This is a genomic window from Telluria antibiotica (assembly GCF_011682055.1).
GTDB lineage: Bacteria > Pseudomonadota > Gammaproteobacteria > Burkholderiales > Burkholderiaceae_D > Telluria > Telluria antibiotica.
In genome coordinates, this window is record NZ_JAAQOM010000023.1 from 20,293 (window position 1) to 45,869 (window position 25,577).

Below are 25,577 nucleotides of genomic sequence, written 5' to 3' on the forward strand. Positions count from 1 at the left end.
TTCCGTTCCAGGCCATTTACGCTGATGGTGGGCACAGGGTGCCCACCCTACGGCAAGCGGCATATCGTAGGGTGGGCACCCCGTGCCCACCAAACGCGTGCGTCACTCGGACTTCGGCGTCACCGCTTTTTCGGCGTCGTCCTTGGTCTTGAGCTTCTCGTTGAACTCCTTCATCAGGTTGTCCTTGTCGTGCTGGGTCTTGTACAACTCGAGGCGCGACGGCATCGCCTTGCGCGGCCAGCTGTTGTTGCTGACGTCCGTGTCGGCCGTCTCCCAGTACGGGTCCTGCGTGAGGGCGACCATCGGCTCGTCCGTCATGATCAGCTTCGTGATCTTCTTCGGCGCGTAGCGCCACACCTCGGCCGGGATGCGCTCGATGTACTTCTTGCCGCTCGCGAGCGTGATCTCCAGCACGAGCGGCGTCACGAGGCCGCCGAGATTGCTGAAATCGACGAGGTACAGGTGCTTGCCTTCCTTGAGCAGGTTCTTTTCCCAGTCCTCGAGTTCCTCGATCGCCTCATTGTACTTGTTGCGGTCGTGGTTCGTGACGGTGAACTCGTCATGCTCGTTGTAGAAGTCCTTCAGCTCCGGATGCGCGTCCACGCGGCGCGGCAGGGTGCCCTTGTTGCGCTGGTCCGTGATGGAGATCGGCTCCGCGTCGCGCTGCGCCTTCTTCCACGCCTTTTCGATCTCCGGATCCTTCGTGCCCACCGTGTATTCCGTGATGCCGTCCACGCTCACGTCCACGTGGTCCGTCGTGTAGAACCAGCCGCGCCAGAACCAGTCGAGGTCCGTGCCGGATGCGTCTTCCATCGTGCGGAAGAAATCGGCCGGCGTCGGGCGCTTGAACTTCCAGCGCTGCGCGTATTCGCGGAAGGCGAAGTCGAACAGTTCGCGGCCGAGGATCGTCTCGCGCAGCACGATCAGCGCGGCCGTCGGCTTCGCATACGCGTTGTAGCCGAGGGCGGCGATCGATTCCGAGTTCGTCATGATCGGCACCTGGTTGGCGCTCTTCATGTAGTCGACGATGACGCGCGGTTCGCCGCGCGACTGCGGGTAGTGCTCTTCCCAGGCCTGCTCGGCCAGGTATTGCAGGAAGCTGTTCAGGCCCTCGTCCATCCACGTCCACTGGCGCTCGTCGGAGTTGACGATCATCGGGAAGTAGTTGTGGCCCACTTCGTGGATCACGACGCTGATCAGGCCATACTTGGTGCGGCTGGAGTACGTCAGCTCGCCCGTCTTCTTGTCCTTCGTCGGGCGCGGGCCGTTAAAGCAGATCATCGGGTATTCCATGCCGCCCACCGGGCCGTTCACGGAAATCGCGACGGGGTACGGGTAGTCGAGCGAATACTTGTTGTACTCGGCGATCGTGTGGATCACGGCCGCCGTCGAGTATTTTTCCCACAGCGGGTTGCCTTCCTTCGGGTAGAACGACTGCGCCAGCACGTTGGTCGAGTCCTTCTTGAAGCCCTGCGCGTCCCAGATGAACTTGCGGCTCGACGCCCACGCGAAATCGCGCACGTTCTTCGCGCGGAAGTGCCACGTCTTCGTGCCGGCGGCGCGCGTCTTTTCCTTCGCTTCCGCTTCCGCCTGCGTGACGATGATCACAGGCTTGGTCGCCGTGCGCGCCTGCTCGAGGCGCTGGCGCTGGCCGGCCGTGAGGACGTCGCCCGGATTCTGCAGCTCGCCCGTGCCGGCCACGATGTGGTCCGCGGGGACGGTCAGCTGCACGTCGTAGTCGCCGAATTCCAGGGTGAATTCCCCGGTGCCGAGGAATTGCTTGTGCTGCCAGCCCATCACGTCGTAGTACGCGGCCATGCGCGGGAACCACTGGGCGATCTCGAACAGGTCGTTCTTGTCCTCGTCAAATTTCTCGTAGCCGGAGCGGCCGCCGAGCACCTTCTGCTCGTTGATGTTGTAGCTCCAGTCGATCGAGAACGCGAGCTTCGCGCCCGGCTTCAAGGGCTGCGGCAAGTCGATGCGCATCATCGTGCGGTTGATGACGGTGTGCAGCGGCCGTCCTCCCGCATCCTTCACGCCCGCGATCTTGAAACCGCCATCGAACGTGCTCTTTTCCAGCACGGCGCGCAGCGCGTCGAATTTATAGCCGTCTTCCGGCCCGCGCGCCTTGGCCCACGCGTCGCGCGAGGGCAGGGTGGCCGTCATGCGCGCGTCGGAGTCGCGCTTGTAGATGTTCTGGTCGAGCTGGACCCACAGGTATGACAGGGTGTCGGGCGAATTGTTGTGATACGTGATCGTCTCGGTGCCCGTGATGGCGCGGCGGCCTTCGTCCAGCGTGGCGCGGATCGCATAGTCGGCGCGCTGCTGCCAGTACGCATGGCCGGGCGCGCCGGAAGCGGTGCGGATGGAGGTCGGCGTCGGCAGCAATTCGTCGAGCTGGCGGAATTTGTCGTCGAAAGGTTCCGCCGCGATTGCCGACATGGTGAGGCATACAGCCGCCAGTCCGATCGGGAAACGTATCATATTTGCCCTGCATTCATGGTTGAAAGAAGGAAAATATTCTAGTCTTGCCATTCGGTCAGGATGCCGTTTCGTTTGTAAAAACGTTGATACAAATGCCGCGGCGTGGTGCTGACGATACGGTCGGACACGCGGACACGGCAACGGACACGCATCGGACATGCGTGCGGACACCGCCGGCTCCGCAGGATTACATGAATGTTGTAATTGAAACAATTGGAGAGATTTACATATAGGCAAGAGTTTTATACTTATGGAATTGAAATCGGAATGACAACGTCGTCATTCGCTTGGGGATCAGATGGATGCGTTTACACTCGTCGTGGCGACCGCACTCGCGGCGCTCACGATGGCGGCCGGCATGGGCCTGCTGTACCTCGCCAGCGCGCGCCAGGCGTGCCTCGTCGACTGGATGCTGGCCGCCGCCTGCTTCGCCTTGAGCAGCGTGGCGGCCGCGATCGGCTTGCAACTGCAGGCGCTCCCGCTCGGCTTCATTGCCTGCGTCAACGCGTTCCACGTCGCCGGTCAGTTCGGGATGCTGGCGGGCGTGAGGCGTCACCTGCGTCTCGCGCCGCACTGGGGATGGGGCGGGCTGCTCGCGCTCGGCGCATTGGCCGTCCATGCGCTGCCCGTGATGCAGAGCGCGCACCTGGTCCGGCTCGCGGTGTTCGTGCCGGTGATCTGCGCGCTCGACGTGGCGTCGGCCTGGCTGCTGTGGCGCCGCGGCGAAGGCGAGGTGCGGGCCTCGTACCTGCCCTTGATCGCGCTGCAACTGCTGTCCGCGCTGCAGCTGGTCGTACGGCTCGCGATCGTGGGCGCCGACGGCGCCTCGCCACACCTCATGCACGGGCAGTTGTCGCGCACGTGGGGCGCGCTGGCGATGCTCGTGTACCTGTCGCTGGCGACGATGTGCTGCGCGCTGATCGTCACCCACCAGCAGACGCTGGCGCTGCGCCGCGCCTCGCTGACGGACGTGCTGACCGGCTGGCTGAACCGCCGCGCCCTGCACGACATCGCCACGCGCGAATTCCGCCGCGGCCGCCGCACGGGCACCGCGCTGTTCTTCATCACGTTCGACATCGACCACTTCAAGGCCATCAACGACCGCTACGGCCACGGCGTGGGCGACGCCGCGATCTGCCACGTGACGGCATTGTCGGCGCGCGTGCTGCGCGGCTACGATGCGCTGTTCCGCATCGGCGGCGAGGAGTTCGCGGTGCTCGTCGTCGGCGAAAAGCTGAGCGGCGTGTGCGTGATCGCCGAACGCCTGCGCGAGGTGGTGGCGTGCGCGCCGCTGACCGTCGACGGGGTGCCCGTCCCGATGACGGTCAGCGTGGGCGTGGCCGCGCTGAACGCGCAGGACCACAAATGGGAAGACATCCTGCGCCGCGCGGACGAAGCGCTGTACCACGCCAAGCAGCACGGCCGCAACCGCGTCAGTGTGCATGGCCGCGACCTGGCGGAGCACGGCCACCCGGTGCGGCTGCAGGTGGTAGGCACCTGAGCCGCGTGGTCCGGGACGGTTACTTCATCCAGACGGCGTAGTTGTTGCCGGAGGTCTGCAGCGTCCAGCCGGCGCCCGGGCTCCAGCTGTTCGGGCCGATCTTCATCGCCAGCTGGTGCGTGTTTCCGGTGATGATGGCCGCGTAGAGGCCTTGCGTGGCCTGCTGGATGGCGACGGCCGACGTCGACGTCACGCCCGCGTTCCTGCGGGCCGCCATCAGCGCGGCGATCTGCGTCTTGAGGTTCCAGTTGTAGATGTGCGGGTAGAACACGGTCGGGATGCCCGGGTGCGACAGGATGTACGCATAGCCTTCCATCACGGAGCCGCACGGCACCGGCCACAGGTTCTGGCCCGTGCCGCAGCTTTCGGCGGGACCCGTGTCGTGGTTGTCGACGAACGTCACCGACATCGCCGGCCACCAGCCGATGGCGCCCTGCGGATTGCCGTCCGTCGCCTTCAGGCGCCAGTAGTTGCCGTTGGCGAGGGCGTCGTTGAGGATGCCCTTCGTCGTGAAGTCGAACGCGCCGCAGCTGTTGCTGGTGCCGTTAATCCAGTTCATGATGGCCTGGCGGTTCGCGTCGAGGTTGTTCAGGTCGAACGAGTCCGGCCACATCTCGCCCACGCAGAAATCGGGTGCGAACGCGTTCGCGTACTGGCCCACGTAGCTGGCGGAAAAGCCCTTCACGTAGTCGAAGCGCAGGCCCGAGAAGCCCACCGGTTTGAGCGTGTAGTTGAGCCAGTTGATGATGCCGTTCTGGACCTCGCCCACGTTCGTGTGCGCGAGATCGCGCCCGCCGGAAAAGCCCTGGCCCGTGTCGGCCGCGCCCAGGCCGCAGTTGCACTCGTCGTTGCTGACGATCGAGTAGGTGGTCCAGTTCGGGTTCGTGAAGTCGGACCAGCCCGTGGTGCCCACGCGGTGGTTGACGACGACGTCGACGATCGATTTCACGCCGCGGTTCTTGAACGCGGACACGACGTTTGTCAGTTCGGCCGAGCTGCCGTAGCTGGAATCGAGCTTGTTCAGCTGGCGCGGCAGATAGCCTTCCTTGGCGCCGGAATCCGACGGCGGCGGGAACCACACGTGCGTGAACCCCATGTTGCTCAGGTCGCCGACGTTGTTCAGCAGCGTGTTGTACCAGTCCGGGCCGGAATAACTGGCCGAGTTCCAGTGGAAGCCCTGCAGGACGATGGCCGTGCTGCCGCCGGCCTGCTGGGTGGGGGTGGCGGCCTGCGTCGCGGCCGCGATGGACGTCATCATGCCCGCCGCCAGCAGGGCGACGATGGTGCTCTTCTTCATGCTTCTCCTCCGATGTGTACGGGTAAGGTCCCGGCCGGTCAACGGAGGTCGTGCAAAAGTCCGTTCTCAGCCAGGTACTTTTACTACGTATCGGGCGATCATTCTGCGTGATTTTCTTGCCCGACGGGGGAGATTCTTAGCTATGCGTATTTTGGTGTCAATCTAAATCGCATAAAGTGTGTAGTTTTAATACTAGCCGCTTGCGTAGCCTCAACCGTGCTTGTCCTGGAGCCGGTCGGCCTGCGCGCGCGACACGACGTCGTGGATGAAGTCCTCGAGCGTCGTCGCGCCGCGTTCGGGCGAGTCCGGCCAGCGGTCCTGCTCGTCCAGCACGGTCCCCGTCATGCAGGCATACGTGCGCGCCGCCGCCGGCGAGAAGCCGAGCTGGCGGAACGTCTGTTCCCACGCGTGGCGCGGGATGACGTCGACCTCGACGGGCCGCCCCAGCGCGTGCGCGAACGCGGCGGCGACGTCGCCCGGCGTGTAGCGGCGCGGTCCTTCGATGTAGCAGGTGTCCGTGCGGTCGGGCCCTTCCAGCAGCCGGCGCGCGGCCGCCTCGCCCAGGTCGCCCGGCGCGACCATCGGGATGGCGGCGTCGGCCGGGAAGAAGCTGGTCAGCTTGCCGCGGTGGCGCACGGAGTCGAGCATCTCGGCCCAGTTGCTCATGTAGTAGGCGCCGCGGTTGACCGCGACCGGGACCGCCTGCGCGCGCAGCTTTTCTTCGAACCCGAACAGCACGGTAAGATCGCCGCACGGGTCGCCGGGCCGCGCGCCGAACGTCGAGACGGCAACGGCCTTGCGCAATCCCGAGCCCGTGACGGCGTCGACGATGGCCGCGGCATTCGCGCGCTCGACGGCGTCCGTGTCCGTGAACGGCGCGGCCGGCGGATTCAGCAGCAGCGCCGTCGTGCCCGTGCGCAGGATCGCGCGCAGCGCGCCCACGTCGCGCACGTCGGCCACGGCGACCTTCGCGCCGGCTGCCCGCAGGTCGGCCGCGTGGCCCGCGTTGCGCGTGACGACCGTGACGGGCTCGCCGCGGCGCAGCAGTGCGCGCGTCGTCGCCGAGCCGACGTGGCCCGTTCCTCCGATGATGATGTGCATGGCGATCTCCTTTCGTGTTCGTGCGGCGACGGCTCGCGAAAAGAGTGCGCCGCCGCGTCATGCCGGCATGACGAGGCGACGATGTTACGCGGGGCTCCCGACAGTTTTTGTCAGGAGTGACGCGTCGTGCGCTACCTGGGCGTGAAGGCCATGCACCACCCGTCGGGACTGACCGGGCCGGCGACGATGTTGCACGTGCCAGACGTCTGGCCGTCCGCGGGCGGGACGAACGCGGTGCAGTTGGCGCAGTGCCGGCCTTCGTTCGGGTGGTCCTGGTAGTGGAAGTCTTCCTTGCGCGCGCTGCCGGCGCGGGCCGGTGCGCTGCCGCCGAGCAGCGGTAGCGCCACTGCCACCGGCAGTGCGGCGGTCAATGTGCGCAGCACGCGGCGACGCGACAGTTCGTGGTCGTTCATGATGATGTCTCCTTGAAAGAATCCGTGGACTCAGAACATGAACCAGCCGACCAGGTACACGGTGTCGTTGTCGGACGCCTTGCGGCCGAAGCCGTCGTAATTGAGCCTGGCGCCGTTGAACTTGTTGTAATGCGTGAACTGGAGCATGAGCCGGATGTCGCGGCGCGGCAGGTAATTGAATTCCAAGATGTAGCCGGCGCTGTCGGGACTGCCGGCACCGCTGCCGGTGACCGCCTCGCCTGTGTTGTACAGGCCGCTGTCGGCCGAGCCATGGACGCTGAAGCGGCCCACGTTGATGCCGTAGCGCTTGTCATAGTAATAGGTGGCCTTGGCGCGGAACGCGTCGAGCCTGTCGGTGCGGTTGCTCGTCTGCGCATCCGGGTTCCAGCGTTGCCATTCGCGCGTGTAGTTGAGCTGGGCCGAGACCCGGTGCCGGTCGGTGATGTACTGGTATTGCGCGTCGACGCCGAGGTCGCGGAAGTGATCCGTCGGTCCCGTCAGCACCTGGTTGTCGGGAAAGACGTTCGCCACGAGGCCATACGTGCCGATCATCGCGGAGTGCTTGCCGCCGTCCCACTCGTGCTGCGCAGCCAGCCGCCAGTACGGGTTATAGCCACGCAGCGCGGCGGCGGAGTCCCGTTCGACGCCGAGCCGCAGCGGCGAGAACAGGTGGTTGCTGGTGCGGTAGGCCGTGACTTCCGCGTAGACCGTGTTGCGCCACATGACGTAGGCGCCCATGCCGGCGACTTGCTGCGCCAGGTTTTCGATCAGCGGGGCGGCGGCCGGCACGTTCGCCGTCGGCGACGAACTGAACGGAAAGCCCCAGGTGCTCGTCGTGTTGTACACGTCCTGGACCTGCGGATTGTTGTGCAGCGTAAAGCCGTAGAGGAGATCGTTCGACGCGAGGCTGAGGTGGTTGGCATAGCGCAGGTCGACGTTGTCGATGCTCGCGCGGTGCTCGACGCCGTCGAACGTCGCCTGGGAAAAGATGCCGACGTGGTCGCTGAGCTTGCCGTTGTAGAACAGGCTGACCTGCTGCAGCACGACGCCGCGGTCCAGCGGAAAGTTTTGGCGGAAACTGTCGTCGGATTTCCGTGTACTCGAGTAGGCCACCTGCAGCATGCCGGCCACGGGGACGGCCAGCCGTCGTCCGAAGGTATAGCCGTTCAGCTTGAACTGCCTGCCGGTGGGCGTCAGTTCCGGCCAGCTGACGTGGCAGGTGAAGCAGTCCAGCCCGGTCTGGCGCGCGAAGCTGGGGACGGCCTTGGCCGGCGGCGCGCAGCACGCCAGCGCGATGGCGACGGCCGCCAGCCGCCACGGAACCTTGAAGATGGATGTCATGACGATGTCCTCGCTAGGATAGCCTTGAACCTGGCCCGCGCGACATGCCGCGGGTAGCTTCGGTTAATCCCGCCGGGGGCGGACAACGTTCAATGCGTGTTCAGCGGACCCGATTCGCAGCATTACGCCGCCTCGATGTCCATGTCGGCAATCATCCGCCACGCCGCCGCTTGGACACCACGCTCGCCGCGGCCGCGGCAATTGCACCAAAAGCGACGCAGAGTGGCCATCCGAAAAAGACAATGGCCACGACACTCATCGGGGCGCCTCCGCCCTGGGGGAAAGCTTCCGATCGAATGGACCAGAAGAATATTGGAACGGACGCCCACGCTGCCGCAACGCCGCCCACCCTGCTGAATGACGACAGGATGAGCGCGGGTATCGCTGTAATGATCGAGAGGATAAGCGCGGCTTTCACCGTCATGGAGGACGATAACGTGATCCAGGCGCCGATGCCGGCGTAGCTGAACACGAGGGCATAGAGCGACCGTCGCAGACTGAAGAATGTAGTTTTCATGGGCTGGCCGCGTCGGTATATCAGTCGAATCCCCGTACCGGAAAACCGGCATCCCGCTGGATCCAGTTGCGCGGCGAGTACGCCGTCCGCGCATCCGTCACGTGCAACGTGAACGCATGGCGCGACACGGGCGAGCGGTTCGGCGCGCTGTAGTGCGGCAGCAGGCCGTGGAAGCAGACGAGGTCGCCTGCCTTCGCTTCGAGCGGGACGGCCGTGCTGTCGTCCGGCCACGGCGTACCGTCCAGCTTTTCCATCGTGATCGCGTCGCCGTCGCGGAGAAAACGTTCGCGCAGCGGGCCGCGGTGGCCGCCCGGTTCCACCCACAGGCAGCCGTTCTCGATCGTCGCGTCTTCCAGCGCGAACCAGAACGTCGTCACGCTGATCGGCGTCGAGTCGAAGAACGTCGCGTCCTGGTGCCAGCGCACTTCGCCGCCGATGCCCGGCTGCTTGAAGATGTACATCGACTGCCATACCTGCGGCTGCGCCAGCCCGAGGTCGCGCGCGACGGCGGCCAGCTTCGCGTCGCGCGTGAAGGCTTCGAAGACCGGATCAAGGTCGTGCATGGCGTGGCCGATCTTGTTGATCGACAGGGCCTTGGCCTGCTTCAGCTGGCCGTCCGGGCCGAAGGCTTCCTCTTCGAAGAAGCAGCGGATCGTGTTGTCCGAGCCGAGGAACCAGGCGTCGGAGGCAGCCGCCTGGTCGCGCGTCGTGAACACGGCGCGCGATTCCGTGGGGTCGAACGCGTCGACGATCTCGCCCGCGCGTGCGCGCAGGCGCGCGATCTCGTCCGGCGATTTGAAATTCGGGACGACGATGTAGCCGTCGCGCTGGTAGCGGTCGCGTTGTTCCGTGGTGAGCATGGTGTCCTTTCTCCGTGGTCGACATATCTTAAAACAGGATGGCGGCGGCGGGAACGACCGCCAAACCGCGAATGCGACTACGTAACCTGACGTATGGTCCTGCCGCCTCCCGCTGGCGATGATGGTGACACGATAACCACGCATGGGAGGACAGGGATGGCGTCACTAGGGAACAAGGCCGCGCTGCTGGCACTGATCGGGATCGCGGGAAGCTTCTCCGCACTGGAGGCGAGGGCCGGCGCGACCGTGAACATCGGGCCGGACCAGTCGGTGAACATCGGCTTCGGCATGCGCACCAGCTACACGAACGCCGAACACGGCGCGCCTGACGGCTCGCGGTCGAACGACTTCAACCTGGACAGCGCCCGCATCTACCTGGGCGCGTCGCTGAACCAGCAGATCAAGGGCATGTTCAGCACCGAATGGGACGGCGACAAGGTCCGCGTGCTGGATGCCGCCGGCCAGTTCGCGTTCTCGCCCGAGCTGAACGTCTGGGCCGGGCGCCTGCTGTCGCCGAGCGACCGCGCCAACATGGCGGGGCCGTACTACTCGCTGGGCGGCGGCTACTGGGCCGGCGTGGCCTCGCGCTACGGCTACAACGGCGGCATCTTCCGCGGCCGCGACGACGGCGCCGTCGTGTGGGGCAACCTGCTGGACGGGAAGCTGGGCTATTCCATCGGCGCGTTCGAGGGCCACACGTTCGGCATCGGCTCGCTCACGCAGAACGAGGCCAAGGCCGCCGGCGTGAAGGCATCCGACAAGCCGATGGTCGCGGGCCGCCTGCAGTACGACTTCTGGGACGCGGAGCCGGGCTACTACGGCACCGGCAACTACCTGGGTACCAAGGACATCCTCGCCGTCGGCCTCGCGGCGCGCACGCAGAAAGGCGGCGTGCTGACGCCCACGGCCGTCGGCGACTACCGCTCGTGGAACGTCGACTTCCTGCTCGAGAAGCGCCTGGCTGGCGCGGGCGCCGTGTCGCTGGAAGCCGCGTGGTACGACTACGACACGGACAACGTCGTCAAGGCCGAGCAGGGCAGGGCGTGGCTGGTGGCCGTGGGCTACGTCGTCAACCGCCTGCAGCCGTTCGTGCGCTACCAGAAGTTCGCGGCCGACACCGGCATCGACACGCGCCAGGGCGACGTCGGCGTCAACTACATCATCGACGGCTACAACGCCCAGCTGGCGGCCCTGTATTCGCGCACGACGGTCACGAACGTGCCGAACCAGTCGAAGTTCGCCGTCACCCTGCAACTGCAGTACTGATCAACCCATTCCATCGCGAGGCTCACCATGACCAACCGCCGCAACTTCATTTCGTCCCTCACCCGCGTGGCCGCCGGCGCCGCCCTGCTGGCGAGCGGGCTGTCCGCCCACGCCGCCGACACGATCAAGGTCGGCATCCTGCATTCGCTGTCCGGCACGATGGCGATTTCCGAGACGTCGCTGAAGGACGTCGCCCTGATGGCCATCGACGAGATCAACGCCAAGGGCGGTGTCCTCGGCAAGAAGATCGAGCCCGTCGTCGTCGACCCGGCATCGAACTGGCCCCTGTTCGCGGAAAAGGCGCGCCAGCTGATCGCGAAGGACCACGTCGTCGCCATCTTCGGCTGCTGGACGTCGGTGTCGCGCAAGTCCGTGCTGCCCGTCGTGAAGGAGCTCAACGGCCTGTTGTACTACCCGGTGCAGTACGAAGGCGAGGAACTCGAGAAGAACGTGTTCTACACGGGCGCGGCGCCGAACCAGCAGGCGATTCCCGCCGTCGAGTACCTGATGAGCAAGGACGGCGGCGGCGCCAAGCGCTTCGTCCTGCTGGGCACCGACTACGTGTACCCGCGCACGACGAACAAGATCCTGCGCGCCTACCTGCACAGCAAGGGCGTGAAGGACGACGACATCAAGGAGATGTACACGCCGTTCGGCCACGCCGACTACCAGACCATCGTCGCCGACATCAAGAAGTTCTCGGCCGGCGGCAAGACCGCGGTCATCTCCACGATCAACGGCGACTCGAACGTCCCGTTCTACAAGGAGCTGGGCAACGCGGGCCTGAAGGCGACGGACGTGCCGGTCGTGGCATTCTCCGTCGGCGAGGAAGAGCTGCGCGGCGTCGACACGAAGCCGCTCGTCGGCCACCTGGCGGCCTGGAATTACTTCGAATCCGTCAAGAACCCGACCAACGCGGACTTCGTCAAGAAGTGGAAAGCATACGCCGCGGCCAAGCACCTGCCGAACGCCGCGACGGCCGTCACCAACGATCCGATGGAAGCGACCTATGTCGGCATCCACATGTGGGCGCAGGCCGTCGAGAAGGCGAAATCGACCGATACCGACAAGGTGATCGCGGCGATGGGCGGCCAGACCTACAAGGCGCCGTCCGGCTACACGCTCGTGATGGACCCGACCAACCACCACCTGCACAAGCCGGTGATGATCGGCGAGATCAAGGGGGACGGCCAGTTCTCCGTCGTCTGGAAGAGCAAGGAAGCGATCCGCGCGCAGCCGTGGAGCCCGTACATCAAGGGTAACGAGGGCAAGCAGAACCTGTGATGTCGCACGCCGCCGCGCCCGCGCCCGCGGGACGGCGGCAACCCGGATTGGAACCACGATGAAGCCACTCTTCAAACACATGCTGGTCGCGCTCGCGCTCGCGCTTTCCTTGCCCGCGCTGGCATCCGCCGCCATCGATCCGGCCGCGCTGCGGCCGCTCGCGGGCGACGATCCCGATGCCCGCGTCGCCGCAGTCGCCGGCATCGCCGCGACGGGCGGCCTCGATGCACGCCGCGTGCTGCAGGCACTGCTGGACGACGAACTGGCCGCGGCGCCGTCCGGCCAGGTGCTGATCGTCCACGACGGCGCCGCCAGCGACGCCGCCACCGGCGCGGCGCTCCCGCTGCCCGATGGCGTCGACGGCATCGTCGTCAACAACCGCCTGCGCGGCGCCGCGCAGGCCGCGCTGTCGGGCCTCGCGCTGCTCGCGCCTGCGCGCGACGAGCGCCTGGCTGCCGTGCGCGCGCTGCAGGCGCAGGATGCCGACCCGGCCCAGGCGCCGCTGCTGCGCCAGGCGCTCGCGCACGAGACGGATGCGGACATCCGGGCGCAGCTGGCCCTGCTCGTCGCGCGCGCCGACCTGGGCTCGCCCGACCCGGCCCGCAGGCTCGCGGCCGTGACGGCGTTGGCCGACAGCGGCGACGCCGCGCTGCGCCCGCAGCTGCAGGCGATGCTGGCGCAGAACCCGGACGGCAGCTATGCCGAACCCGACGCCGCGCTGCGTGCCGCGGCCGGCACCGCCCTGCGCGCGATCGACCAGCGCGGCACCCGCAACGAGATCGTCGGCAACCTGTTCTACGGCGTCTCGCTGGGCAGCGTGCTGCTGCTGGCTGCGCTGGGCCTGGCCATCACGTTCGGCCTGATGGGCATCATCAACATGGCGCACGGAGAACTCTTGATGATCGGCGCGTACACGACGTACGTGTGCCAGTCGCTGTTCCGCCACTACCTGCCCGGCGCCGCCGACTGGTATCTCGTGGCCGCGCTGCCGGCCGCGTTCCTCGTCGCGTTCGCGGTCGGCGTGGTGCTGGAGCGCAGCGTGATCCGCTGGCTGTACGGGCGGCCGCTGGAAACGCTGCTCGCCACCTGGGGCATCAGCCTGATGCTCATGCAGGCCGTGCGCACCGTGTTCGGCGCGCAGAACGTCGAGGTCGCGAATCCCGCGTGGATGTCGGGCGGCGTGACCGTGCTGGGCTCCCTCGTGCTGCCGTACAACCGCATCGCCATCATCGTGTTCGCCGTGCTCGTCGTGGCCGCGGTGTGGCTCGTGCTGAACAAGACGCGCCTCGGGTTGTTCGTGCGCGCCGTCATGCAGAACCGGCGCATGGCCGATTGCGTGGGCGTGCCCACGGGCCGCATCGACATGATGACGTTCGGCCTCGGTTCCGGCATCGCGGGCCTGGGCGGCGTGGCGTTGTCGCAGCTCGGGAACGTCGGGCCGGATCTCGGCCAGTCGTACATCGTCGACTCGTTCATGGTCGTCGTGCTGGGCGGCGTGGGCCAGCTGGCGGGCACCGTGCTCGGTGCGCTGGGCCTCGGCGAGATCAACAAATTCCTGGAGCCCCTGGCCGGCGCCGTCATGGCCAAGATCTGCATCCTCGTCTTCATCATCGTCTTCATCCAGCGCCGGCCGCAGGGCCTGTTCGCGCTGAAGGGCAGGAGCATCGAATGAACCGCACCGCATCGTTATTCCCGCCCCGTGCCTGGGCCGCGCTGATGGCATGCACGCTCGCGGCAGGCCTGCTGCCCGTGCTGCACCTGGCGTTCCCGGACGGGCATCCGCTGCACGTCTCCGGCTACGTGCTGGGCCTCGTCGGCAAATTCATGTGCTATGCGCTGGCCGCGCTGGCGCTGGACCTCGTGTGGGGCTACACGGGCATCCTGTCGCTGGGCCACGGCACGTTCTTCGCGCTGGGCGCCTATGCCCACGGCATGTACCTGATGCGCGCGATCGGCCGCGACGGCAGCTACGGCAGCGTGCTGCCCGACTTCATGGTCTTCCTCGACTGGAAGGAGTACCCGTGGTACTGGGCGTTCACGGACCACTTCTGGTACTGCATGCTCCTCGTCGTGCTGGTGCCCGGCGTGCTGGCGTTCGTGTTCGGCTGGTTCGCGTTCCGCTCGCGCATCAAGGGCGTGTACTTTTCCATCATCACCCAGGCCATGACGTACGCCTGCATGCTGCTGTTCTTCCGCAACGACACGGGCTTCGGCGGCAACAACGGCTTCACGGATTTCAAGCGCATCCTCGGCCATCCGATCACGGCGCCCGGCACCCGCGTCGTGCTGTACCTGGTCACGCTGGCGCTGCTCGTGGGCGCGCTGCTGCTGTGCCGCTGGATCGTCCGCTCGAAACTGGGCCGTGTGCTGCAGGGCGTGCGCGATGCGGAGTCACGCCTGATGTTCATCGGCTACGACCCGCTCGCGTTCAAGCTGTTCGTGTGGACCCTGTCCGCCGTGCTGTGCGCCATCGCGGGCGCGCTGTACGTGCCGCAGGTCGGCATCATCAACCCGTCCGAGATGTCGCCGGCGAACTCGATCGAGATGGTCGTGTGGGTGGCGATCGGCGGCCGCGGCACGCTCGTCGGTCCCATCGTCGGCGCGTTCGCCGTGAACGGCCTGAAAAGCTGGTTCACGGCCGCGTTCCCCGACCTGTGGCTGTTCGCACTGGGCCTGCTGTTCATCCTCGTGACGCTGTTCATGCGCCGCGGGATCGTCGGCACGCTGCCCGCGCTGGCGCGCATCCTGCCGGGCCGCAGGGCGGCCGTGGCGGCGAAGGAGGAAACGGCATGAGCCTCGACATGAGCCTGAAGCGCGACGGCGTGGACACGCGCCACGGCGCCGTGCTGTACCTGGACGACATCACCGTGTCGTTCGACGGTTTCCGCGCGCTGAACAAGCTGACCCTCGACATCTCGGTCGGCGAACTGCGTTGCATCATCGGCCCGAACGGCGCCGGCAAGACGACGATGATGGACGTCATCACGGGCAAGACCCGGCCGACGTCCGGCAGTGCCTTCTTCGGCCAGACGTTCGACCTGGCGAAGATGACGGAAACGGAGATCGCGCACGCGGGCATCGGCCGCAAGTTCCAGCGCCCGACCGTGTTCGAGCAGCACACGGTGTTCGAGAACCTGGAGCTGGCGATGAAGATGGAGAAGCGCGTGCGTCCCACGCTGTTCGCGCGCCTGACGTCGGAACAGGAAGACCGCATCGCCGCCACGCTGCGCCAGATCCGGCTGCACGGCCAGGAAGACCGGCTGGCCGGCCTGCTGTCGCACGGCCAGAAGCAGTGGCTCGAGATCGGCATGCTCCTGATGCAGGAGCCGCAGCTGATCCTGCTGGACGAACCGGTCGCCGGCATGTCCGACGCGGAAACGGCGCGCACGGCGGAGCTGCTGAACGAACTGCGCGGCAAGCATTCGATCATGGTCGTCGAGCACGACATGGGGTTCGTGGCCGAGATCGCGCAGCAGGGCAAGGTCACGGTGCTGCACGAAGGGTCCGTTCTGGCCGAAGGCCGCATGGACGACGTGCAGGCCGACGACCGCGTCATCGAAGTCTATCTGGGGAGGTAAGCATGCTGCAGGTCGAACACCTGAACCAGTACTACGGCTCGTCGCACACGTTGCGCGGCGTGTCGCTGACGGTGGAAAAGGGCCAGTGCATGGCCCTGCTGGGCCGCAACGGCGTCGGCAAGACCACGTTGTTGAAATGCCTGATGGGCGTGCTGCCCGTCGCGCGCGGCACCGTCACGTGGAACGGCCGCGACATCACGCGCCTGAAACCGCACCGCCGCGCGGCGGGCGGCATCGCCTACGTGCCGCAGGGCCGCGACATCTTCGCGCGCCTGACCGTGGAGGAGAACCTCTTGATGGGCATGGCCACCTTGCCCGGACGCGAGGCGGCGCGCATCAGCGGCGAGGTCTACGAATTGTTCCCCGTGCTGAAGGAGATGCTGGGCCGGCGCGGCGGCGACCTGTCGGGCGGCCAGCAACAACAGCTGGCCATCGCCCGCGCGCTGCTGCAGCGGCCCGCGCTGATCATCCTCGACGAGCCGACGGAAGGCATCCAGCCGTCCATCATCAAGGACATCGAGCGCGTGATCCGGCTGCTGCGCGAACGCGGCGACATCGGCATCCTGCTATGCGAGCAGTACTTCGATTTCGCGCGGGCGCTGGCCGACAAGTTCGTCGTGCTGTCGCGCGGGGAGGTGGTGGCGTCGGGCGCAAGCGGGGAGATGGATGGTGAACATGTGAAGCGATACCTGTCCGTGTAGGGTGGGCGGCCCTCCGCCCACGCGTAACGCCAACATGCCGCAAACGTCCGCGTGGGCACGTGATTGATGCCCCCGGCATCAATCACCCCACCCTACGCCGCGCGGATCCGGTTCGTGGCCAACGTGGCGGCTGCCGTCCGCGTCTCCACGCCGAGCTTGTCGAACACGTGCTCCAGGTGCTTGTTGACCGTGCGCGGACTCATGCCGAGGATGTCGCCGATGTCGCGGTTCGTCTTGCCCTGGATGACCCAGTGCAGCACTTCCGATTCGCGCTGCGTCAGCCGGAACAGGGCCATCAGCGCCTGCACGCGTGCCGTGTCCGATTCCTCGCGCAGCACGATCATCCATTGTTCGGACGAGCGGGTGTCGGCGGCCGTGAAGACGAGCCGCGCCGAGCCGCGGATCACCGTCAGCGGCTGCGCGGGCCCCGCCGCCAGCCAGGCCGCCAGTTGCGGCGGCGTGCCGGCGCCATCGTGGTCCGCGCCGAACCAATGCTCCATCCACTGGCGCGCCAGCGGCGTCTGCCAGACGATGCGGCCATCGTGCGGCGTCACCGCCAGCACGGCATTGCCGAACGCATCCAGCGCGCTGCGCGCCTGGTGCATCAGCCGTGCCGTGTGCAGGTGCGACGCGATCCGGGCCAGCACCTCGCTCTGGCGCACGGGCTTCGTCACGTAGTCCGTGCCGCCCGCGTCGAACGCGGCCACCACGTGCTCGGTCTCCGTCAGGCCCGTCATGAAGATGATGGGCACGGCGCGCGTGGCGATATCGGCGCGCAGGCGCCGGCAGACGTCGAAGCCGTCCATGCCCGGCATGACGGCATCGAGCAGGATCACGTCGGGTACGACCTGGCGCACGCGTTCGAGCGCGGCCGCGCCGTTGTTCGCGACGAGCACCGTGTACCCGGATTCGTCCAGCGCATCGTGCAGCACGGCGAGGTTTTCCGGTACGTCGTCCACGATCAGGACCACCTGGCCTGCATGGCGGTCGAAGGGTTTGTCGTTCATGGTGTTCCTTGGTCGAGGAAGGCGGACATCGCTTCCAGGTCGAAGCGCGCGGCAAGGGCACGCAGGGTGTCGGCGAATGGAGCGTATTGCGGGTCGAGCGCGGCGATGGTGTCGAGCTGGCGCGTGATGCCCCGCACATAGCCGAGTGCCAGCTGCGCGCGCAGCGCATCCAGGTGCGCCGCGGGCGGAAAGCGCAGCGCGGGCCGGTCGGCCGCTGTTGCGGGGGCGGCTTGCATGAGCCAGTCGAGGCCGAGGCGCGCGCCGATCCGCTCCAGCAGCTCGCCCACGTTGACGGGCTTGACGATGAAGTCTTCCGGTGCGATGCCGGCCGGGTTCTCGAGCGCCTTGTCGTACGCATTGGCTGACACGATCAGGATCGGCACGGTGACGCCCCGTTCGCGGCGCAGGATGCGGCTCGCCTCCCAGCCGTCCATCACGGGCATCGCGAGGTCCATCAGGATCAGGTCCGGCAGCGCGTGCGCGCAGTGGACGAGGCATTCCGCGCCCGTCTCGGCCTGCGCCGTGTCGAAGCCGAGCGGTGCCAGGATGTTCACCAGCAGTTCGCGGTCGTTCCGTTCGTTGTCCACGACGAGGATGCGGCGCCGTGGGCCCGCATACCCGGCCGGCGCGAACGCGGGGACGGCTTGCGCGGGCGCCGGCGCGTGCACGCGCGGCAGCTGCAGGCGCACCTTGAACGTGCTGCCGAGGCCAGGCGTCGTGTCGACCGTCAGCTGCCCGCCCATCAATTGCACGAGCATGCGGCTGATGGGCAGGCCCAGGCCCGTGCCGCCCGCGCCGACGGCGGCGCCCGCGCTGCCGCGCGCGAACGGTTCGAAGATCTTTTCGACCTCGTCGGGCAGGATGCCGGGACCGCTGTCCTGGACGTCGAACGACGCCATCTCGCGCGCGTAGCGCACGCGCAGCACGACTTCGCCCCGCGCCGTGAACTTGACGGCGTTGCCGAGGATGTTCATCAGGATCTGGCCGAGCCGCTTGCGGTCGGCGCGCACGCAGTCGGGCAGGGGGCCGTCGACCTCGTAGCGGAACGTGAGGCCCTTGTCGCGCGCCTGCTGCTCGAACATGCGGACGATCTGGCCGAGGAAGTCGGGGAAGGCCAAGGTGCGGATGTCGAAGCTGAACTTGCCGCCCTCGATGCGGGCGATGTCGAGCGAGCCTTCGATCAGCGACAGCAAATGCTCGCCGCTGCCCCGGATCACGCGGATCGCCTGGCGGCGCGGCGCGGGAATCGTCGCGTCGTTGTCGAGCAGTTGGGCGTAGCCGAGGATGCTGTTCAACGGCGTGCGGATCTCGTGGCTGATGGCGGCGATGTAGCGGCTCTTGGCCTGGTTGGCGTGGTCGGCCTGGCGCTTGGCCTGCTGCAGCTGGGCGTCCGTGCGGCCGTGCAGCTCGATCTCGCGCTGCAGGAGGCTCGTCTGGCGGTTTGATTCCTCCTGCGCCACGCGCCGGCTTTCGCTCGTCAGCACGAGCCACCACGCGACGATGCCGCCGGCCAGCACCAGCGCGCCGAAGACTTTCACGAAGGTCAGGCGCAGAGCGTCGACCATGATGGGGCTGGCGGCGGCGCCCAGCGCGCCCCGCTCGTGCACGTACAGCAGGGCGAGCAGGCCGCCGAGCAGCGACGCCGTCGTCACCATCAACAGCAGGTAGTGGCCCAGGCGGCTCGTCATGTAGGGCCACATCGACACGGGCAGCAGCGCCTTCGCCGCCGATTCCCACTGCTGCGCGAAGCGCGCGTGCGGCTTGCAGGCGTCGCCGCAGCGGGCGTCGAGGCAGCAGCACAGGGAGCAGATCGGGCCCTGGTAGGCGGGGCAGTGCGCCATGTCGTCCGTCTCGTACTCCTTTTCGCAGATGCAGCACGTCTGCGTGCGTGCCGATGCCGGCCAGCCCGCGACGGGACGGGCAAGATAATATTTGCCGCGCGTGGCCCAGGCGATCAGCGGTGCCGCGACCAGCGCCGTCGCCAGCGCGATGAACGCGGAAAACGCCCGCGCGTGGGCGCCGAACGCGCCGGTGAAGGCGGCGATCGACAAGGTCGACGCGAGCAGCATGGCGCCCACGCCGACCGGATTGATGTCGTACAGGTAGGCGCGCCGGAACTCGATGCCCTTGGGGCTGAGGCCCAGCGGCTTGTTGATCACGAGGTCTGCCACGACGGCCGTGATCCACGCGATCGCGACGTTCGAATACAGGCCGAGCACCTGCTCCAGCGCCTGGAACACGTCCAGCTCCATCAGCAGCACGGCGATCAGTGCATTGAACACGGCCCAGACGACGCGCCCCGGATGGCTGTGCGTGAGGCGGGCGAAGAAGTTCGACCATGCCAGCGAGCCGGCGTACGCGTTCGTCATGTTGATCTTGACTTGCGAGATGACGACAAACAGCGCCGTCGCCAGCACGGCCAGGCTGCCGTTGCCGAGCACCTGGCGGAACCCCGCGAGATACATCTGGTTCGGATTGACGGCCTGCGCGAGCGTGGCGCCGCCCTCGATCGCGAGCAGCGCCAGCAGCGCGCCGCCCAGCATCTTCGCCATGCCGAGCAGGATCCAGCCCGGGCCGGCCGCCAGCACGCCCAGGTGCCAGCGCACGCGGTTCGCCGGCGTCCGTTCGGGCATGAAGCGCAGGAAGTCGACCTGTTCGCCGATCTGCGTGATCAGCGCGACGCCGACGGCCGTCGCGGCGCCGAACTGCAGGATGTCGAAACCGTGCGCACTCCCGTGGCCGGAAAAGTGCCCCAGCTGCGCGATCAGGTCCGGCTGCCTGGCGGCGATGGCGACGAACGGGAGCGCGAGCAGCACGAGCCAGACGGGCTGCGTGACCATCTGGATGCGGCTCACCAGCGTCACGCCGTGCGTCACGAGCGGGATCACGGCGAGCGCGCTGACGAGGTAGCCGACGTACAGCGGCAACCCGAAGTACAGCTCCAGCGCATAGGCCATGATGGCCGCTTCCAGCGCGAACAGGATGAACGTGAACGACGCGTAGACGAACGACGAGATCGTCGAGCCGATGTAGCCGAAGCCGGCGCCGCGCGTGAGCAAATCCATGTCGACGCCGTGGTGGGCGGCGTAGTAGCTGATCGGCAGGCCGGTGGCGAAGATGATCACGCCGATGGCGACGATGGCCCAGAACGCGTTCTCGAAGCCGTAGTTGACGGCGATGGTGCCGCCGATCGCTTCCAGCACGAGGAAGGAAATGGCGCCGAACGCCGTGTTCGCGACGCGGAACACGGACCATTTGCGGAACGCGCGCGGCGTGAAGCGCAGCGCGTAATCCTCGATGGTTTCGTCGGCGACCCACGTGTTGTAGTCGCGCCGGATCTTGACGATCCTGAGCGGCGGTTCGGTGTCGCGGGCGGGGGGCTGGGTGGCGGTGTTCATGCTCAAAACTTAAGCAAGATCCGGGCCCGCTACCGGGCCGGCGTCACGCCCGCACGGTCCAGGCCCCGTCGGCGTACACGCGCTCGTCGTCCAGATAGACAGCGTCCGTCACGACGAACACGTCGATGTGGTAACGGGCATCCTTGCGCTTGAACCCGGGCTTCGCGTACACGCCGTGCTTGGCACCAAGCGACAGGTGGATGCCGCACATGCGCTCGTACGTGCCGATGTCGTCCACGCGGCGCTCGCGCGTGAAGGCGCGGTTCATGCCGAAGCCCAGCTCGCGCACCCACACTTCGCCCTCGTCGCGGCGGATGATGTCCAGCACTTCCTGGAACGCGGGCGTGGCGTTCTCCGTGCCGACCACGCGGCCCTTGTCGACGATGAGCGTGATGGGCGCGTCCGGCCGGTTCACGAGGTACGACGTGTCGCCGAACACGTGCACCTGCGCGCGGCCGCTGACGGCTTCCAGGCCCTGCGCTTCCGTGAACACTTCGCCGATCGGGAACTGGCCGCCTACGTTGGTCATCGCGCGATAGTCGCCCACGTTCAGCTTCGCGGCTTCGAGCGGCGAGTCGAACACGAGGACGTCGCCGCCGCCATGGACCTCGGCGCGGCGCGCACCGTCGATGCGAGCCTTCAGCGCGTGGCCCACGCCGCGGAAATACGCGGGGTCGTAAGCCAGCGCCTCGATGTAGTGCTCGCCCTGCGCGCCCGGCATGCGCGACAGGTGCACGTGCTCGATCACCTTCAGGCCCAGCTTGAACAGTTCCACGCGCAGGCGGAAGCCGTCCAGGCGGAAGTTCGTCGACTGCACGAGCACGACGAGGTCCTGCGGCGCCAGCGTGCGGAACGTCGCCAGCACGTGGTCCGGCGCCACCGTGTCGAAGTCGATGAAGGTCGCATCCGGCAGGTTGGCGCGGTACGCGTCGACGAGGGCGCGGGCCAGCGCCGTGCGCGTGTCGAACACGACCAGCGCGCGCCGCTCGGGCGTGTGGTCGAGCGCGATCGCGAGCACGTCGCGCAGGTGCGCGGTGGCGGCGGCGATGGCGGCGGCGGGCAGGGCGTCGGTGGGCGTCATGGCATCGGGCGGAAGGGAGACAACCCGGCATTATACGTGTTCGGCACCCTTGCGGCAGCTCACGCTCGGCCCGGCTGGAATGGGGCACAGTCTGGCTGTCAGGAGTGCCATCATGTTGATTCATAAAGGAAATTTCCTCAAGCGTAAGTCGGCGTCAGCGCTGCTGGCGGCCGCGCTGGCGGGCTTCGCCGTGCCGCTGCCGCCGGCGCACGGTGCGGCGCTCGCGACGGCCGCCGTGCGCGCACCGGACGCCGTGGCCGCGGAATTCTACGGCTGGTTCCTCGCGACGCTCGATGCCGACCAGGACCCGCTCTCCGACCGCTACGAACGTCTGCATGCGTACGTCGCGCAGCCCCTCGTCGACCAGTTGCTGAAACGGGGCCAGGGCGCGGGCGACTACTTCCTGCAGTCGGCCCGCCTCCGCGGCGCCTGGCTGCGCGCGCCCGTGCGCACCGCCACGTTGCGCCGCCAGGCACGCGTGGCCGACGTCCTCGTCACGCTCGACGGCGGGGGCGACGCCCAGCACGACGTCGTGCTGACGATGGAACTGGACAACGGCACGTGGAAGATCCGCAGTGTGAGCCGCGCGGCAGTCGATGCGTCCAAAAGTTCCGCCGGCCGGCCCGGTATTTGATCCCGGAAGCACAGCCACGCGCTACTCGGTGAACAGGGCGCCGTCGCCTTGATCCCGGCGCTATGATTCCAAAACGATAACGGCCCCGACGTTGAGCGGGCCGTTGGACATTTTGACGAATCGACGGTGGAGCGCATGGCATACCGATGGGAAACGCCGACCAGCGTCTGGCTGGAAGACGAGCGCAGCGGGCAGTTCGAGCTGGCGTCCAGCGACGGCCTGGGCCGGATCGACTGGCAGGCCGCCGCGCGCGGCCGCCTGGCCGATTGCGCGCACCTGCTCGGCGCCTCGCTGCCGCAGTCCTGCGACCATGCGGCCATCTATCCGGAAGGCTTCGCGTTCTGCCCCACGTGCGGCCGTCCGCTCGCGCGCCTCGGCGCCGCACCGGAGCGCCTTCCGGACTGGTGGGGCCCGTATGCAGACGCGCTGCTGCCCCGGCACGTGCCGCACGGCCTGCCCGTGACGTCGCTGGCGCTGGGCGACAGCCTCGAGGAACGGCCGCCCGCGCCGGAGGTCGGCCGCTTCGACGTGGCCATGCCGCCACCGCCGAACGCCCACTGCGTGTTCGCGGCCGGCACCTACGGTTTTCCCGAACAGCGCCTGCTCGCGCTGGCGCCGGGGCGGGGCGTGCTGCAATACTGGGACCCGCTGTCCGAGGTCTGGCACGTGATGGTGCCGGAAGAGGGGACGGCCGATCTCGCGTTCGGTGCATCGGACTACGGCTGGCTGCCGATGGCGCACCTGCAGGTGCCCGCACGGCGCGGCGACGTCGCGCTCGTGCCCACGGCGCGCGGCCTGTACCGCCTCGGCGTGAATCCCGTCAGCGAGACGTGCCGCACGGAGGCCGTGCTCGCGGCACCCGTCGTCGCCGCGCCGGGACTGATGCGGCGCCAGTTGGGCGTCCTCGTGCGCAATCCGGGCGGCACGCTGGGCTTGTGCGGGCTCGGCGCCGACTTGTCCCCGGGCCCGCAATTCGATTGCGGCGCGCTGCCGCTGTCCGGCTGGACGCGCCCCATCGGCTACGACGGCCAGCTGTTCTGGCTGCACGGCGAGGGCCAGTTCGTGTGGCGTCCGGGCGAAGCCCCGCGTTGGCTTCCCTGGCCCGACACGTGGCTGCCCAGCCTCGACCTCGGCGGCCCCACGCTGAGCCGCGACGGCCGCATGTGGCTGATCGGGCATGACGGCCAGTCGTACTCGTTCCTCGAGCTGGGCGTGGAGCGGCCGCAGCGCGAAGCGATCGACGGTGCGCGCCTCGGCTTCGCCAATCTGCTGTTCCGGCGCGGCCATCCCGTCGTCGACGAGCCGTGGTCCGGCGAGCACGTCGAGGACCAGCACGAGGACGATGCCCTCGTGCTGCCGCTGCTGCGCAGCTTCAACAACAACCGCAGCCAGCCCAGCGGGCTCGTGCTGCGCTTCCACAAATACACGGGCCGCGCGGAAGACGCGCTGGCCAACCGCGTGATCGCCCGTACGACGGTGGAGTGGATCGGCCGGCGCAACGTGATCCTGGACGAAGTGGCGCGCCTCGCGCGGCCGCTCGACTGCGTCCCCTTCGTCTACGCCAACCGCCTGTGGCTGCACCACCCAGACTGGAACCGGATCCGCGGCTGGAACCTGGACGCGCCGACGTGAGGGCCGCCCGCTTTTTCATCCTGCTTCTCGCGCTGTGCGGCATCGCTCCCGCGTGGGCCGTACCGCAGGTGGTGCTCGTGCAGAACTCCGGCTGGATGGAGCCGTTTTATACCGACCCGCACTCGCCGTTCAAGCCGCTGGTGGCGGCGCTCGCGGGCGGCGTCGCGCAGCCGGGCGACGCGCTCGTGCTGGCGGCATTCAACCAGTCGCTGCCCGGTGCGCCGTCGCCGCGCGCGCTGCTGTCCGAGCAGGTGACCAATGCCACGCAAGCGCACGTGCAGGCCGCGCTGGCGGGGCTCGACACGGCGAGGAAACCCGGCGGTGCGGCGCTGGCCGACACGGACCTGGGCGAGGCCGTGGAGACGACCATCAGCCGCGTGCTGGACGGGAAAGGCGGCCTTGTCTGGCTCGTGACGAACAACCGCAACAGCCCGAACAACGACCAGGCGACGGCCCAGCGCAACCGCGAATTCTATGCGCTGATCCACAAGGGCGCCCGCATCACGAAGGCGCTCGCGTTCCCGCTGCGCATGCCGGTGCAGGGCCAGCACTACCGCGCGAACGGCCTGATGGTGTACGTGTTCGCCGTCGGCCAGGACGGCGCGCGCGCCCTCGACGCGCTGCTCGCGGCCGGACGCGTGCAGCGCGTGATCACGGAACCGCCCGCGCGCCTGAAACCGCTGGACCGCGACACCGTGCGCCTCGTGCCGCGCAAGGTCGAGGATGCGCCCGGCGTCGAGTTCTCGATGGATGCGGCGGGCCGGCTGCGCGCCGACGTCGCGCCCGACGCGCGCGCGCCCAGCGCCACGATCCGCTGGCAGCTGGAGAACACGATGTATCCGTACACGATCGCGGAGGCCGCGCTGTCCGCGCGCTCCGTGCTGGGTGGCGAGAACCGTCCGATCCAGCTGCGCACGGCCACCGTCACTGGGCTCGCGCCGGGCCGCGCGGAACCGCTCGTGTCGACCGTGCAACTCCCGGTCGCGCAACTGCCCGGCAAATGGTCGCTGGCGGCGCTGAAATCGGCGGGGTCCGCGTACGTGCTGCCGGGCCGCATCGAGCTGCACCTGCAAGGCCAGAAGCTGGAACTGTCGCAGGCGTTCCGCGCCCGGATGGCGGCGCTGTTCCCGGGCGATCCGCTGCCGGACATCTTCACGCCCCCGGCCGACGTGCAGGCGTCGACGGCCGTGCTGCCCGTCGAGGTGCACGTGCACTATGGTTCGGCGCCGCTCGTCGCACTGTTGGGCGGGGGCCTCGCGCTGCTGGCGGCGGGCGCCGGCGCCGCGTATGCGTACGGCCGGCCGCGCCGGGTGCAGCTCGTCGTGGAGGACGAACTGCGCACCGTGCACACGCGGGCCGGGGCCACGCAACCGATCTACGACAAGGCGGGCAACGAGGTCGCCCGCCTGAAGACAACCATGTTCGGCCATCAGTTGCTCGACCTGCGCGAAGGTGCGCAGGTGCGGCTCGGCCGATGAACCC

General features: G+C 67.8%; 20 protein-coding genes. 10 read left to right on the plus strand and 10 right to left on the minus strand.

Going from position 1 to position 25,577, the window contains the following annotated elements; genetic code table 11:
* Positions 1-102 precede the first annotated feature (102 nt).
* The gene (locus HAV22_RS27995) at positions 103-2,442 is read right to left on the minus strand and encodes a M1 family metallopeptidase (RefSeq protein ID WP_229421475.1); all 2,340 of its coding nucleotides are present in this window, start codon (positions 2,440-2,442) and stop codon (positions 103-105) included.
* A gap of 340 nt (positions 2,443-2,782) precedes the next feature.
* Here HAV22_RS27995 and HAV22_RS28000 point away from each other — a divergent pair, with 340 nt between their 5' ends.
* The gene (locus HAV22_RS28000) at positions 2,783-3,985 is read left to right on the plus strand and encodes a GGDEF domain-containing protein (RefSeq protein ID WP_166864178.1); all 1,203 of its coding nucleotides are present in this window, start codon (positions 2,783-2,785) and stop codon (positions 3,983-3,985) included.
* A 19-nt stretch (positions 3,986-4,004) separates the two neighbouring features.
* Here HAV22_RS28000 and HAV22_RS28005 read toward each other — a convergent pair whose 3' ends face one another.
* The 6 genes from HAV22_RS28005 to HAV22_RS28030 all read right to left on the minus strand — a co-directional run bounded on the left by HAV22_RS28005 (position 4,005) and on the right by HAV22_RS28030 (position 9,514).
* Positions 4,005-5,282: a glucan 1,4-alpha-maltotetraohydrolase domain-containing protein gene (locus HAV22_RS28005; protein WP_166864181.1), complete on the minus strand. Its 1,278-nt coding sequence runs from the start codon at positions 5,280-5,282 to the stop codon at positions 4,005-4,007.
* 210 nt (positions 5,283-5,492) lie between these two features.
* Positions 5,493-6,383 (minus strand): NmrA family NAD(P)-binding protein, encoded by an 891-nt coding sequence (locus tag HAV22_RS28010; RefSeq protein ID WP_166864184.1) that lies wholly within the window; start codon positions 6,381-6,383, stop codon positions 5,493-5,495.
* Between the two features lie 131 nt (positions 6,384-6,514).
* A complete protein-coding gene (locus tag HAV22_RS28015) occupies positions 6,515-6,796 on the minus strand; it encodes a high-potential iron-sulfur protein (RefSeq protein ID WP_166864187.1) in 282 nt (93 codons plus the stop codon).
* Positions 6,797-6,826: 30 nt separating this feature from the next.
* Complete coding sequence (locus tag HAV22_RS28020; RefSeq protein WP_229421476.1) at positions 6,827-8,137, minus strand: cytochrome C; 1,311 nt, start codon at positions 8,135-8,137, stop codon at positions 6,827-6,829.
* A 151-nt stretch (positions 8,138-8,288) separates the two neighbouring features.
* Complete coding sequence (locus tag HAV22_RS28025; protein ID WP_166864189.1) at positions 8,289-8,654, minus strand: hypothetical protein; 366 nt, start codon at positions 8,652-8,654, stop codon at positions 8,289-8,291.
* A gap of 20 nt (positions 8,655-8,674) precedes the next feature.
* Entirely contained in the window at positions 8,675-9,514 is an 840-nt protein-coding gene (locus HAV22_RS28030) for a phytanoyl-CoA dioxygenase family protein (protein ID WP_166864192.1), read from the minus strand.
* A gap of 156 nt (positions 9,515-9,670) precedes the next feature.
* Here HAV22_RS28030 and HAV22_RS28035 point away from each other — a divergent pair, with 156 nt between their 5' ends.
* From HAV22_RS28035 to urtE, 6 genes are read left to right on the plus strand one after another with little or no spacing between them, the layout of a single operon-like run.
* Positions 9,671-10,780: a porin gene (locus HAV22_RS28035; RefSeq protein WP_166864195.1), complete on the plus strand. Its 1,110-nt coding sequence runs from the start codon at positions 9,671-9,673 to the stop codon at positions 10,778-10,780.
* Positions 10,781-10,807: 27 nt separating this feature from the next.
* Positions 10,808-12,064, plus strand: coding sequence for an urea ABC transporter substrate-binding protein (gene urtA / locus HAV22_RS28040; RefSeq protein WP_166864198.1), 1,257 nt, complete (start codon positions 10,808-10,810; stop codon positions 12,062-12,064).
* A 58-nt stretch (positions 12,065-12,122) separates the two neighbouring features.
* Complete coding sequence (urtB, locus tag HAV22_RS28045; protein WP_166864201.1) at positions 12,123-13,736, plus strand: urea ABC transporter permease subunit UrtB; 1,614 nt, start codon at positions 12,123-12,125, stop codon at positions 13,734-13,736.
* Complete coding sequence (urtC, locus tag HAV22_RS28050; protein ID WP_166864203.1) at positions 13,733-14,857, plus strand: urea ABC transporter permease subunit UrtC; 1,125 nt, start codon at positions 13,733-13,735, stop codon at positions 14,855-14,857. The genes urtB and urtC overlap by 4 nt, the downstream gene beginning before the upstream one ends.
* Entirely contained in the window at positions 14,854-15,642 is a 789-nt protein-coding gene (gene urtD / locus HAV22_RS28055; protein ID WP_166864206.1) for an urea ABC transporter ATP-binding protein UrtD, read from the plus strand. Before urtC ends, urtD begins: the two co-directional genes overlap by 4 nt.
* Before the next feature lie 2 nt (positions 15,643-15,644).
* Positions 15,645-16,343, plus strand: a complete 699-nt coding sequence (urtE, locus tag HAV22_RS28060) for an urea ABC transporter ATP-binding subunit UrtE (RefSeq protein ID WP_166864209.1) — start codon at positions 15,645-15,647, stop codon at positions 16,341-16,343.
* 92 nt (positions 16,344-16,435) lie between these two features.
* On the opposite strand, the gene HAV22_RS28065 is transcribed toward urtE, so the two are convergent.
* The 3 genes from HAV22_RS28065 to HAV22_RS28075 are packed head-to-tail and all read right to left on the minus strand — an operon-like array spanning position 16,436 to position 21,829.
* Entirely contained in the window at positions 16,436-17,350 is a 915-nt protein-coding gene (locus tag HAV22_RS28065) for a response regulator transcription factor (RefSeq protein ID WP_166864212.1), read from the minus strand.
* On the minus strand, positions 17,347-20,748 hold the full coding sequence (locus tag HAV22_RS28070; protein ID WP_166864214.1) for a hybrid sensor histidine kinase/response regulator: 3,402 nt from the start codon (positions 20,746-20,748) through the stop codon (positions 17,347-17,349). The genes HAV22_RS28065 and HAV22_RS28070 overlap by 4 nt, the downstream gene beginning before the upstream one ends.
* Before the next feature lie 43 nt (positions 20,749-20,791).
* Positions 20,792-21,829, minus strand: a complete 1,038-nt coding sequence (locus tag HAV22_RS28075) for a M29 family metallopeptidase (RefSeq protein ID WP_166864217.1) — start codon at positions 21,827-21,829, stop codon at positions 20,792-20,794.
* A gap of 112 nt (positions 21,830-21,941) precedes the next feature.
* On the opposite strand from HAV22_RS28075, the gene HAV22_RS28080 reads away from it, so the two are divergent.
* The 3 genes from HAV22_RS28080 to HAV22_RS28090 all read left to right on the plus strand — a co-directional run bounded on the left by HAV22_RS28080 (position 21,942) and on the right by HAV22_RS28090 (position 25,573).
* On the plus strand, positions 21,942-22,463 hold the full coding sequence (locus HAV22_RS28080) for a hypothetical protein (RefSeq protein ID WP_166864220.1): 522 nt from the start codon (positions 21,942-21,944) through the stop codon (positions 22,461-22,463).
* A 135-nt stretch (positions 22,464-22,598) separates the two neighbouring features.
* Positions 22,599-24,095 (plus strand): hypothetical protein, encoded by a 1,497-nt coding sequence (locus HAV22_RS28085; RefSeq protein WP_166864223.1) that lies wholly within the window; start codon positions 22,599-22,601, stop codon positions 24,093-24,095.
* The gene (locus HAV22_RS28090) at positions 24,092-25,573 is read left to right on the plus strand and encodes a hypothetical protein (RefSeq protein ID WP_166864226.1); all 1,482 of its coding nucleotides are present in this window, start codon (positions 24,092-24,094) and stop codon (positions 25,571-25,573) included. The genes HAV22_RS28085 and HAV22_RS28090 overlap by 4 nt, the downstream gene beginning before the upstream one ends.
* Positions 25,574-25,577 lie beyond the last annotated feature (4 nt).